Annotated in this window: 3 protein-coding genes and 1 pseudogene; 3 read left to right on the top strand and 1 reads right to left on the bottom strand. The window is 68.7% G+C overall.

The genetic code is table 11. From position 1 onward, the window contains the following. Positions 1–11: 11 nt before the first annotated feature. The 3 genes and pseudogenes from ACWDTI_RS24655 to ACWDTI_RS24645 all read left to right on the top strand — a co-directional run. A pseudogene (locus ACWDTI_RS24655) lies at positions 12–12143 on the top strand (amino acid adenylation domain-containing protein); the annotation flags it as partial. A gap of 136 nt (positions 12144–12279) precedes the next feature. Next, on the top strand, positions 12280–12513 hold the full coding sequence (locus ACWDTI_RS24650; RefSeq protein ID WP_449740758.1) for an MbtH family protein: 234 nt from the start codon (positions 12280–12282) through the stop codon (positions 12511–12513). A 227-nt stretch (positions 12514–12740) separates the two neighbouring features. Further along, positions 12741–13088: a hypothetical protein gene (locus ACWDTI_RS24645; protein WP_449740757.1), complete on the top strand. Its 348-nt coding sequence runs from the start codon at positions 12741–12743 to the stop codon at positions 13086–13088. A gap of 52 nt (positions 13089–13140) precedes the next feature. Here ACWDTI_RS24645 and ACWDTI_RS24640 read toward each other — a convergent pair whose 3' ends face one another. Continuing rightward, the gene (locus ACWDTI_RS24640) at positions 13141–13617 is read right to left on the bottom strand and encodes a DUF4190 domain-containing protein (RefSeq protein ID WP_449740756.1); all 477 of its coding nucleotides are present in this window, start codon (positions 13615–13617) and stop codon (positions 13141–13143) included. Positions 13618–13757: the final 140 nt, after the last annotated feature.

The following is a 13757-nucleotide window of genomic DNA, read 5'->3' as shown; positions in this document are numbered from 1 at the left end:
CGGTGACTCCGGTGGGTAAGTTGGACAAGCGGGGGTTGCCCGAGCCGGTGATCGAGGCCGGTGAGTTCGTGGCGGCGGCCGATGATGCCGAGGCTGTGGTGGCCGGGGTGTTCGCCGAGTTGCTCGGGGTGGAGCGGGTGTCGGTGACCGACAGTTTCTTCGACCTCGGCGGCAACTCACTGTCGGCGACCCGGTTGGCGGCCCGCGCCGGCGAGGCACTCGGCGTCGACGTCGGTATCCGCGACGTCTTCGACGCCCCCACTGCGCGCGCGTTGGCGCACGCCGTGCGTAACCGCGCCGCCGCACTCCCGCCGATCGTGCCGGTCGTCCCACGGCCCGAACAGATCCCGCTGTCGTTCGCGCAGCAACGGATGTGGTTCATCAACCAGTTCGATCCGACGCTGCCGACCTACAACGTGCCGGTCGCGCTCCGGATCGACGGCCCGCTCGACGTCGCCGCACTGCGGTCGGCGCTCGTCGACGTGGTCGCACGACACGAGGTGTTGCGTACCACCTTCCCGGCCGTGAACGGCGTTCCGGTGCAACGAGTTCACGACGCGGCGGAGATCGAGAGCCGGCTGGACTGGCGGGAGGTCGCCGACCGCGCCGAAACCGAGTCCGCCGTGACGACCGGTTTCGACGTGACCACGCACTGGCCGCTGCGGGCCGGGATCTGGGGCATCACCGCAAGCGAGTTCGTATTCGTTCTGGTCGCACACCACATCGCCGCCGACGGCGAGTCGATGGCCCCGCTGGTGTCCGATCTGGTGACCGCCTATCTGGCGCGATCGGCCGGGGAGACACCGACATTCGCGCCGCTGCCGGTGCAGTTCGCCGACTTCGCGTTGTGGCAGCACGACGTGCTGGGGCCGGTGTCGGACCCGGGCTCGGTCCTGGGCCGCCAGCTCGCATACTGGACCGATCAGCTGTCCGGCCTGCCCGACGTGCTGAACCTCCCGTCGGATCGCCCACGGCCGCGCGTCGCCTCGCAACACGGCGGCTCGGTGCCATTCGAGCTGCCGGCGGAGGTGGGCGACCGCATCCGCGAGATCGCCCGCGCACACGACGTCACGCCGTTCATCGTCGTACACGCGGCTCTCGCCGTCCTGCTCGCGCGTCTCTCGGCGACCGACGACATCGCCGTCGGCGCTCCGATCGCCGGACGTGGTCATGCGGGGCTCGACGGTCTCGTCGGCATGTTCGTGAACACCCTGGTCCTGCGCGCTCACGTCGCGCCGCAGATGGCGTTCGCCGAACTGCTCGATCAGTTGCGACAGACCGACGTCGACGCGTTCGACCACGCGGACCTCCCGTTCGAGGCGCTCGTCGAGGCGCTCGATCCCGTTCGGTCCGAGGCCTTCGCGCCGCTGGCACAGGTCTGGCTCACCCTCGATCAGTCACGGCTGCCGGATCTCGGTGCCGCACGCGATCTCCTCGGGATCGACATCTCGCCGCTCGATCCGGGAGTCGAGACGGCCAAGGTCGACCTGTTGTTCGGGCTCTCGGTGCCGGAGACCGGAGAGCCGTGGTCCGGGTCGGTCGGCTTCGCGACCGACATCTTCGACGCCGTGACCGTACAGACATTCGCGTCCAGGCTGAGCGTCCTGCTCGACGAGTTGACCGCCGATCCGGCTCTGCCCGTGGGCGATGCGACGATGCTCGCCGGTGCCGAGCAGTCGGTCGTCGATCAGTGGAGCATCGGCTATCCGGTCGATCTGAGCGACCGGCAACTGGCAGGTCTCTCGGTGGACGGCACGCTCGCCGACCTCCTGCCCGTCGCACTGCGGTGGCGTCCGGATGCGGTTGCGCTGATCGCTTCGGACCGCACCGTCACCTACCGGGAGTTCGCCGCCCGCGTGAACACGCTGGCGCGTGACCTGATCGCCGGTGGCGTCGGTTCGAATGCGGCTGTGGGTGTGTGTGTCCCACGCTCGGTGGAGATGATTGTGGCGCTGCACGCGGTGATCGTCGCGGGTGGACAGTACGTCCCCATCTCCGTCGACGCACCGACCGAACGGGTGCGGTACATGCTGGAGACGGCCGGGGCGAGCGCACTGCTGACGTCACGGCACGATCGGCCGGCCGCCGCCGTTGCGGCGGCGGAGAACGCGCACCTCAGAGTGATCGAGGTCGATGCGAGCGGCCCGCCGGCCGGCGACGGCTCGCCGGTCGGCGACGCAGATCGGCTGTACCCGCTCCGGCTCGACGACGCCGCGTACACGATCTTCACGTCGGGATCGACCGGTCGGCCCAAGGGGGTCACGGTCTCGCATCGCTCGGTGATGTCGCAACTCGTGTTCGACCAGGACTACTTCGCGTTCGGCAGGGACGATGTCTTCCTCCAGGTCCTGGACTACACCTTCGATCCGTCTGTGCTCGAACTGTTCCGGTGGGTGTTCGACGGTGGACGGCTTGTCGTCATGGCGCCGGGCGAGCACCGCGACCCGTGGGCGATCAAAGACTATGTGGCCCGGCACGGAGTGACGTCGTTGATCCTCGTGCCGTCGATGCTGGCGTCACTGGTGCGGGTACTTGCCGGCGATGACCGCGGCACCATGACATCGGTGCGCCACATCCACACCGGCGGAGAGGCGCTCTCGCCGGCCGTGGCCGATGCGGTACTCGCCGCCTGGCCGCACGCCGAGCTACACAATCAGTACGGGCCGACCGAGGTGACGATCTTCGCCACCGTGTCGAACGTCGTCGCGGGACGTCCGACGGTGCCGATCGGTGTGCCGTTGTGGCATGTGGACGCCCACATTCTCGATTCCCGACTGCATCGTGTGCCCCCGGGTGTGCCGGGCGAGCTCTACCTGGGCGGGCTGCAGGTGGCGCGTGGCTACGCGGGGCGCCCCGACCTGACCGCCGACCGATTCGTCGCCGACCCGTTCGGGGTGGCCGGCGGTCGTCTGTATCGCACCGGTGACCAGGTGATGTGGAACAGCGACGGCAGTATCGACTATCTCGGCCGCTCCGATTTCCAGGTCAAACTGAGGGGTCAGCGCATCGAACCCGGCGAGATCGAAGCCGTACTGACCGCCGCTCCCGGCGTGGTCCACGCCGCGGTGACCGTCGCCGCGACACCGGCCGGCGGCGAGGTGCTGGTGGCCTATCTCGACGGCGCCGGCATCGACCGCGAGCAGGTCGCGGCATTCGCCGCCGACCACCTGATGGAGTTCATGCGGCCGGCCGTGTGGATGCTGCTCGACTCGATGCCGCTGAGCACCGCCGGCAAGGTCGACCGCAAGTCGCTGCCCGCGCCGGACTTCACCGCGGCCATCTCAGAACACGTTGCGCCGCAAGGTGATCTGGAGGAGCGGCTGGCCGCGATCGTGGCCGGGCTGCTGGGACGTGACGAGGTGGGCGTCACCGAGTCGTTCTTCGCGATGGGCGGCGACTCGATCATGTCCATCCAGCTTGCGTCGGCGGCCCGCGCGGCCGGCATCGTGTTGTCGCCCAAGGAGATCTTCGAGCATCGGACGGTCCGGGCGATGGCACGTGCCGTCGAGGCGGGTGGTGCCTCGCTGGAGTTGCTGCCGGAGCCGGCCGGCGGCGGTATCGGGGAGATCGAGCTGTCGCCGATGGTGCGGTGGATGATCGACCTGTCTCACCGGCCGGAGGATTTCGCCGACTTCAACCAGTCCGTGGTACTCACCGCACCCGACGGACTCGACACCGTCGGCCTGGCCCGGGTCCTGGGCGCGGTCGTGGCGGCGCACCCGATGCTGACGGCACGCCTCACGGCCGATCCGGATGGCTGGAAACTGTTGTCGGGCACTGAATTCGATGCCGAATACGCGGTCGTCCAGCGGACGGTGGATGGCCACGCGGACCTCGGCGCGCAACTGGCCGCGGCGCATGTGGACGCGGTGGGCCGGCTCGACCCGCAGCGCGGACGGCTACTGCAGGCCGTGCTGGTCTCCGGGCCTCAGGTGTCCGGCCGCGTGGTGCTCGTACTGCATCACCTGGCGGTCGACGCGGTCTCGTGGCCGATCCTCGTCGAGGATCTGGTGACCGCATGGTCGCAGCTCGACTCCGGACAGCCGGTGGCGATCCGCCTCGAGGGCACCTCGATGCGGGCCTGGTCTGCTGCGATGACCGATCGAATCACGCTGTCGGACGACGAAATCGAGTTCTGGCGCAGTCGATCGCCGCACCGGCCCACCACCCTCGGGATCGAGTTCGACCCCGATCGAGACCTGTTCCGGACGACCGACGCCTTGGTGCACGAGGTCGATACGACGGTGACCAAGGCGCTGCTGACCACGGTTCCCGAGGCATTCCGAGGGAGCGTCGACGATGCCCTGCTGGCGGCGCTGGCGCGGGCGGTGCGGTCGTGGCAATCCGACCGCGGTGTCACCGGCACGGGCCCCGACAACGACCCGATCGTCGTGCTCACCGAGAGTCACGGACGCTGGGAGGACGTGCACGCCGAAGGGCCGGATCCGCGGCGTGCGGATCTGACGCGCACGGTCGGTTGGTTCACGTCGATCGCGCCGGTGCGGCTCGACCCCGCCACGGATGTGATCCACGCGGTCAAGGCGGCCAAGGAAGAACGGCGCGCAGTGCCTCGCCACGGCCTCGGCTACGGGATCGCCCGCTGGCTCCCCGGCTCCGGACTTGCCGACAGTCCCTGGCCGACAATCGGTTTCAACTATCTCGGCGGAAGCGCAGTCGCCGCGGGCGGTGGCACGGCCGAAACCGCCCCGGATACCGGGCAGATCGGGTTCTTGCCGGTCGGTGATGCACCTCGGCTACCGGCAACCGTCTCCGGCGCCATGACCGCGATGCACGCGCTGGCGATCAATGCCAGCGCGATCCCGGGCCCAGAAGGGCCCGTGTTGTCGGCGGAGTTCCGGTTCGCCGAAGCAATCCTGGGCGCGACCGACGTGGCCGACCTCGCGCGACGATGGTCGGACGAACTCGCCGGCATCGTCGCCGCCGTCGCGGGCGGACGCGACCCGGGCCTGTCGCCGTCGGATGTGCCCGGAACCGGCGTGCGCCAGACCGATCTCGACAGTCTGGCCGCCCGCTATCCCGGCGCCGACATCTGGCCGTTGACCCCGCTGCAGGAAGGCCTGTACTTCCAGGCCGAACTCGCCGGGGATGCCGCCGTCGACGTCTATGTCACCCAATCGGTGATCCATGTCGGCGGGGCCGTCGATCACGAACGTCTGCGCGCGGCGGCCGCCGAACTCCTGCTGCGGCATCGTGTCCTGCGATCGGGATATGTCCGCGCGGATTCCGGTGCGGTTGTCACGGTCGTACCCGACGAGCTACCGGTGCCATGGCGCGTCGTCGATCTGCGCGGTCGCCATCCTGATCAGGTCGCCGAGCGTCTCGCCGACGTCGCGGCCGCGGAGAAGCTGATCCCCTTCGACCTGTCCGCGCCGCCCCTGCTCCGGGTCGTACTGGTGGAACACTCCGACGGGGCCGACCTCATCATCACCAACCACCACATCCTGTTCGACGGATGGTCGGGTCCGCTGGTGCTGGCCGATCTCCTCGCGCACTACGCCACCGGCAGCGCCTACTTCGGTGGTCGGCAGTCGGAGCTCGACTTCGCCGATCACGTCCGCCGCATCAAGTCCGCCGATCACCAGGCGGGCCGGGACGCATGGCGTGCCGTGCTGGCACCCGTCGACGAACCGACGCTGGTGGCTTCGTCCGTCGAGGCCACGTCGGACAACCTGCCCGCGGATCACCGCCTCTCCCTGGGCGCCGATGACACCGACAAGGTCGAGCAGCTGGCGCGTGAGTGTGGGGTCACCGTGTCGACGGTGCTGCAATTCGCGTGGGCGGTATTGCTCTCCCGCATCACCGGCAGCCGTGTGGTCACATTCGGTGAGACGGTCTCGGGTCGCCCCGCCGACCTGGAGGGCGCCGAGTCGATGGTCGGGTTGTTCATCAACACGTTGCCGGTCGTCGTCGATGTCGGTCCCCGCAGCACCGTTCGCGACGTTCTGGCGAAACTGCAATCGGACAAGGTGCGGGTGCTCGACCACCAACACCTCGGACTGCCCGAGCTCACCGAACTGACCGGGCTGCCCGTCCTGTTCGACACCTTGACCGTCTACGAATCCTTCCCGATCGACACCGACAGCCTGACGGCCGTGGAACGTCCGGCAGCTGCGCTCGATATTCGCGGGATCGACTCGTCCGACGCCACGCATTACCCGCTGAACCTGGCGTCGGCCCCTACGCCCACCGGCCTGGTACTCACGCTGAAGTACCTGCCGGCCGCGTTCGATGCCCTCCAGATCGAGATGTTCGCCGACGGGCTGCGGCAGATACTGCGCTCGGTCGCCGAACACCCGGGGATGCTCACCGCCCAGATCGCGATGGTGCCCGGAACCGGGGGACGCGAGGTCGGGCTCGTCGCCGAGAATGCCGCCGTAGAGCCACGCACGCTGATCGATCAGCTGGACCGGCGCGACATCGAACCGACACACGCCGCGCTGGTCTGTGGTGACGAGTCGATCGACTACGCGGAGTTCGAGGCGCGGACCAATCGGGTCGCGCGGGGCTTGATCGCCGCCGGGGCGTCGCCCGACGACGTCATCGCCGTGGCCTTGCCGCGGTCGATCGCATCGGTGGTCGCGGTCTGGGGTGTCCTCAAGAGTGGCGCGGCCTACGTGCCGGTCGATCCGGCGCATCCGATGGAGCGGATCGAGCACATGATCTCCGACTCCGGGGTTCGCCTCGGCATCACGGACGCGTCGGCGCTGCCCGGACTCGAGTCGCTGCCGTGTGAATGGTCGGACCTGGGCCGGTTGCTCGACAACGAACCGGACGGCCGGCCGATCCGGGAGGGTGAACGCCATGGCGTCGTCCATCTCGACACGCTGGCGTACCTGATCTACACCTCGGGTACCACCGGTCGCCCCAAAGCGGTGGCGGTGACCCATCGGGGCACCGCGAACCTGGCCGCCGAACTCGCGGAGGTGAGCGGCACACATGCCGAGGCCCCCGACACCCGAGTTCTGCACGTGGCGTCACCGAGCTTCGACGCCGCGTTCTTCGAGATGATCTGGGCGCTGGCCTGGGGTCACACGCTCGTGATCGCGCCGGCCACCGACTACGCCGGACCTGCGCTGGCACGCGTCATCGAGGCCGAGCGGATCACCGACCTCGTGATCACGCCGTCGGTGCTGGCGACCCTCGATCCGTCGGTCGGCACGTCGATCCGGAATCTCGCAACCGCCGGCGAAGCCTGCCCATCCGAGGTGATCGGTCGTTGGGCGCAGGCGCCCGGCCGTCGAATGTTCAATTTCTACGGACCATCCGAGACCACGGTGTGGGCGTTGAGTGGACGGTCGGCGCCGGGACTGCCGGTGACCATCGGGCGTCCGGTGCGTGGCTTCACCGCGTATGTCCTCGACCCGGTGCTGCATCCCGTCCCGCGCGGCGTGACCGGCGAACTGTATCTGTCCGCACCGGACGCACTGGCCCGCGGATATCTCCATCGTGCCGGGCTGACCGCGACGTCGTTCGTCGCCGATCCGTTCGGCGCCGACGGCCGGCGCATGTACGCCACCGGCGATCTCGTCCGCGTCCGGCCCGACGGCACGATCGAGTTCGCCGGGCGCGCCGACCATCAGGTCAAACTCAACGGTCTGCGCATCGAGCTCGGCGAGATCGAGGCCGTTCTCGCCGATCAGCCCGGTGTCGAGACCGCGGTGGTGGTCGGGATCGGCGAACCGCCGGTCGCGCTGGCCGCGTACGTGGTGGGCGACGGCACCGCCGAACTCGACTCGACCGCCCTGCGTGCGGCCGCGGCGAGTCGACTAGCCGCCTACATGGTCCCTGCCGGTGTCGTCGTGCTCGATGCCCTGCCGCTCACCCCGGTCGGCAAGCTCGATCGCCGCGCCCTCCCGACGCCACAGGAACTCGCCCGCGCCCGTGAATACGTTCCTCCGGCCGATGACAGCGAGGCCGCTGTCGCCGCCGCGTTCGCCGATGTGCTCGGAGTGGACAGGGTCAGCGTCTCCGAATCGTTCTTCGCGCTCGGCGGCAACTCCCTGTCGGCGACCCGGGTCGCTGCCCGGGTTTCCGAAGCACTCGGGATCGACGTGACGGTGCGCGATGTGTTCGACGCGCCCACCGTGCGTGAACTGTGCGCGGCGGTGGCGGGACGTGACGCGTCGGCGGCACCGATCACCGCGGCCGAGCAGCGCCCCGATCGGATCCCGCTGGCATTCGCGCAGCGCCGCATCTGGTTCATCAACCGGTTCGATCCGGCATCGGGCGCCTACAACCTTCCGACCGTGCTGCGGCTGACCGGAGAGCTGGACACGGCGGCCCTGCGCGCGGCGCTGGTCGATCTCCTCCGTCGGCATGAGGTCCTGCGAACGACCTTCCCGGCCGACGAGGGTGTGCCCTACCAGCACGTCGACGAGGCAGCCACGGTCGATGACCGCCTGGACTGGGCTGTGGTCTCCGACCCGGCCGAGATCGAGGCGGCGGTGACCGACGGATTCGATCTCGGCCGGGACTGGCCGATCCGGATCCGCCTGCTCCGCACCGGCGCCGACGAACACCTCCTGGCGGTTGTGCTGCACCACATCGCCGCCGACGGAGAGTCCATCGGCCCGCTGATCGCGGACCTGGGTGCCGCCTATGCGGCGCGCAGCACCGGCAGCGCCCCGCACTTCGCCCCGCTGCCGGTCCAGTTCGCCGATTTCGCGTTGTGGCAACAGCGAGAGATCGGCACGCCCGACGACCAGGACTCCAGGGTGGGCCGTCAACTCGGCTACTGGACACAGCAACTCGACGACCTGCCCGACGTCATCGAACTGCCCGCCGACCGCCCGCGTCCGCCGGTCGCGTCCGCAGTGGGTGCACGCGTCGACTTCGAGATCCCGGAGCGTGTCGCGGCGCAGGTGGCGGAACTCGCCGAGGCTCATCGGGCCACGCCGTTCATGGTCGTGCACGCCGCGCTGGCCATGGTGCTGGCGAGGCTGTCGGCCTCCGACGACATCGCTGTCGCGACGGCGGTCGCCGGGCGCGGACAGGCCGCCCTCGACCCGATGGTGGGCATGTTCGTCAACACGCTCGTCCTGCGAACGCGCTTCGATGCGGCGCTGCCGTTCGGTGAGTGGCTGGATCGGGTGCGGTCGACGGATCTCGACGCATTCGGGCATGCCGACGTGCCGTTCGACACCGTGGTCGATGCGGTGGCTCCCGCACGGTCGCAGGCTTACGCGCCGCTGGCACAGGTGATGCTGTCGGTCGTTGCGGCCGGCCAGGACCGCGGCGACATCGAGTTGCCCGGCGGGCTCCGTGTATCCGCGGTACAGCCGACGGCGGTGCCGGTGCACCGGGATCTGACCGTGACGGTCGCCGCCCCCGCCGGCGCGGCCTGGCACGGTTCGATGACCTACGCCACCGACCTGTTCGATGAGGCGACGGTCCGTGCACTGGGTGAGCGGCTCGCCGGTGTGCTCGACGATGTGACCGCCGACCCGGCACGCCGGATCGGCGATGTGCGGTTGTCGGCTGCCGGTGAGCTCGATCGGGTCGAGGACTGGTCGGTGGGACCGGTCGAGGAACTGGGCCCGCCGCACACGGTGGCGGACCTGGTTGCGCTTGCTGCTGCGGTCGATCCGGCGATGCCCGCGGTCGTCTTCGGCGACCGGGTTGTGCCCTACGGCGAGTTCGCGGCGCGCGTGCACCTGCTGGCGAGAACACTGATCGGCCAGGGCGTCGGCACCGATCGCGCGGTTGGCGTGTGCATGGACCGTTCCGTCGAGGTTCTTCTCGCCGTGCATGCGATCGTCGCGGCCGGTGGCCAGTACGTGCCGATCGATCCGGTCGGACCCGTCGACCGCGCTCGATACATGCTGCAGACGGCCGGTGTCGACCTCGTCCTCTACGGTCCGGGTGGTGCCGATCTCGTTGCCGAGACGGGTGTCCACGCGCTTCGCGTCGATGCCGATGGTGACGTTCCCGACGACGTGGCGCCGGTGACCGACGCCGAGCGATCGGGCCCGGTCCGCGCGGACAACGCGGCGTACACCATCTTCACGTCGGGTTCGACCGGCCGACCGAAAGGCGTCACGGTGACCCATGGTGCGTTGCGGAACACGCTCGACTGGTTCCGTGATTTCTCCGGTGCGGGCCCACACCGATTCCTCCTCAAGACGCCGTACACGTTCGACGCATCCGTGTGGGAGTTCTTCGGTGCGATCTACGAAGCGGCCCCGGTCGTCGTCGCGCGGCCGGGTGGTCATCGCGATCCGCGTTACCTCGCCCAGCTGATTGCGCGGGAATCGGTCACGACGGTGAAGTTCGTCCCGACGATGCTCGCCGCGTTCATCGACAGCGTGGCGGAGGTCGATGCCGGGCAACTGCGGTCGCTGCGCACGATCTTCTCCGGCGGCGAGGCGCTGTCGCCCGGCCTGTCGAACGCACTGCGCGAGCACGTGCCCGGCGCGGTGCTGATCAATCAGTACGGACCGACCGAGGCCACCGTCGACATCACCTGCCGCGAGGTGTACGACGTTCCGGTCAGCATCCCCATCGGGCGCCCGGTGAAGAACTCGTCGGTGCGTGTGCTCGACGAACGTCTGCAGCCGGTGCCTCCGGGGGTGGCCGGTGAGATCTATCTCGGCGGCGTGCAGCTCGCTCGGGGGTACGCGTCGGCATCGGGGCTCACGGCCCAGACGTTCGTCGCCGATCCGTTCGGGGCGCCGGGCGATCGCCTGTATCGGACCGGCGACCGTGGACGCTGGAATGCGAATGGCGAGGTCGACTACCTCGGCCGTGCCGACTTCCAGGTCAAGCTGCGGGGACAACGCCTGGAGCTCGGCGAGATCGAGTCGGTCATCGGTCAGGTGCCCGGCGTGGTGCACTGTGCGGCGGCCGTGGTCGCCGGCCCGGCAGGGGAGCAGCTCGTTGCGTACCTGGCCGGTGGTGTCGGCGAGGCGATCGATCTCGACGTCGTCCGTGCACATGTGGGTCGTGGCCTGCCCGAGTTCATGCGCCCGACGGTGTGGGTGCCGATGTCGGAGATGCCGCTGACGTCGTCGGGGAAGGTCGACCGGCGGACGTTGCCCGCTCCCGATCTGGGCGGGCGGACCACCGAATACCTGGAGCCCGAGGGGCCGCTCGAGATAAGCGTCGCCGACGCCTTCGCGCGGGTGCTGGGCGTCGAACGGGTGGGTGCCACCGACTCGTTCTTCGACCTGGGCGGCAACTCGATGAGCGCGGTCCGTGCGGTGTCCGCGCTGCGCGGCCTGCCCGGCGTCGAGCTCGAGTTGCCGTCGCTGTTCGCCAATCCGACGCCGCGCGCGCTGGCCCGGATCATCGCCGCCGGTGAGATGGCATCGGGGGTGCTCATCGGGCTGCGCACCGAGGGCGCGGGTGCACCACTGTTCTGCTTCCATCCGGCTGGTGGGCTCGCCTGGTCCTTCGGCGCGTTGGCGCCTCACGTCATCGATCGCCCGCTGTACGGGTTGCAGGACCCGGCGGTGGTCGCTGACGAGGATGAAGCAGGATCGATCGCCCAGATGGCCGATCGGTACCTCGAGGAGATCCGCGCGGTCTCCCCCGCGGGGCCTTATCACCTGCTCGGCTGGTCACTCGGTGGCGTGGTCGCCTTCGAGGTCGCGGAACGACTACAGGCCGAAGGGCACGAGGTGGCCTTCCTCGGACTCATGGATTCCATCGCGGGCACCGCGCGAACAGTGGCCGGCGCCGCACCCGAACTCGCGGCGACGAGGCCCGAAACACTGTCGGAGACCGTGGCGGGGATGCTCGGCGAGTGGGGATCGATCTTCGATCTCGGCACCGGGCCCGACGGCGACGTCATCGACTCGCTGGGTCGGCAGGCCGAGTTGCTCGGGATCGGTTCGCGCCGCCAGGTGCAACGGATGATCAGTTCGTATGCGGCGGCCGACCGGGTACTCGCCGGGCATGAGCCGGGCCGCTTCGACGGCTCGATCGTGTACTTCACCGCCACCCGCGACAAAGCCGACCCGGGCGAGTTCGCCGAGTACTGGCGCCAACACGTCAGTGGCGACGTCGTCAACATCGACATCGACGCCCGACACACCGGGTTGGCCGGGCCCGATGAGATCGCGGTGATCGGGCGGTGCGTCGACGATTGGCTTCGGTCCTCAGGCGAGTCGGGTGCCGGATGACAGGCTGCCCATCGACCTCACAGCCCGGTGTGGGCTGTAAATTGAGTGCTGGGCTCACGGGGATGCGCGATGGATGTGTGCACACCCGTTCCGTGGCATTTGTGTCAGGTAACCGAAAACGAGAGGGACGCTTCCCATGACCAACCCCTTCGATGACGAGGACGGCCGGTTCTTCGTGCTGGTGAATGACGAGAATCAGCATTCGTTGTGGCCGACGTTCGCCGATATCCCCGCCGGCTGGACAAAGGTGTTCGGCGAGGACAGCCGCGCTGCATGCCTCGAATACGTCGAGCAGAACTGGACCGATCTGCGACCGAAGAGCTTGATTGACGCCATGGAGGCGGACAAGCGAGCGAACGACGCGGAGTAAGACGACGACCGAGTGATCGCGTCACAGTGTCGCGGCGATAACGCTTGCACATCAAGCGCATCCGTCACTCTCGTTCACAAGAGTCACGCCCGTATCATCGTACCTGTGAGGTGTTACGCAAATGGCTGTGGAACACGCCACAGATTTGCGTTTCCCGGTTCCCAAAGTTCCCTTAGCGAGGCAAGCTAGTGCCGAGGGGCCGGGTCACTCTGAGCAGGGAGGCGAAGATGGCCAAGGTCGAGGAACGAGAACGGCGTGGGGTTGACATGATTGATGGCTTGCGGGACGACGTTCGCCGACGCGCGGAGGTCACTCCACGGCTCACTGCCGTCCGATTCGCCGACGACGTCATCACCTACGAGGCGCTCAACGATGTCGTCGACTCGTACGAAGCGGTCATGGCCGAACAGGGCATGTCGCAGGAGGCCGCGTTCTATGCGGCACTTGTTCACTGCATGCCCGGATTGGCCCGCCTCGAGTCGTCGGCGGAGCGCGGACGCATTTTGAACGAGGTCGTCAACTGGCTGGGCAGGGATCGCGGGACCAACCGCAAGCACCTCCGCGCGGTCGGCTGATCGGCCCGTCGGCCGCAGAAGCAGCGTAGGCCGCAGAAGCAGCGCCGCGGCCTCAGAGTAGTGCCGCGAGACCAGCGAACAGCAGCAAGATCGGTGTCCCGACCACGACGCTGCACGTACCGAGAACGATCCCCGTGATTGCTCGACCGTTGCCGTGGTATTGCACGGGTGTGCGCGCGACCTGCCGGATACCTCCGACGCCGAGCACGATGGCCACCAGACCGAGCACGGCCCCAATGCCCACGATCGACAACGGGACCGCAGCGATCCCGGCGGCCAGCGCTGCCGACGACGCTCCGGACGCTCGCGAGCGCACCGGACGGGCCGTGTACTCGCGTGGCGCCGCCTCGTAAGCCGTCATCGGCAGTGGGTCGACATTTGCGAGTTCCCAGAAATCACCCGCCTCGGGAATCGGGTCCTCGACCATGCGGGTCGGCTGGCGACCCGGCGAACCTGTGGGAGCCCAGACCCGGATGCGGTCGGTGTCGACCGGACGGATCGGATCGGTGGGATGGTCGCTGGTGTACATGGGCACTCCTTGAATACAGGGCGAAGTGCTTGCACGTCGGTTCGCCGTGCCGGCCCGTTCTGACAGCATACGTGCGCCGCGAAACAGCTGTTCCCGTCCGAGCGCGGATCCGGTGACACAAACGACTCTCGCCGCACCCA

Source organism: Gordonia sp. NPDC003424 (assembly GCF_053588655.1).
The sequence above is the reverse complement of the archived record's forward strand: the minus strand, read 5'-3'. Positions and strand labels throughout refer to the sequence as shown.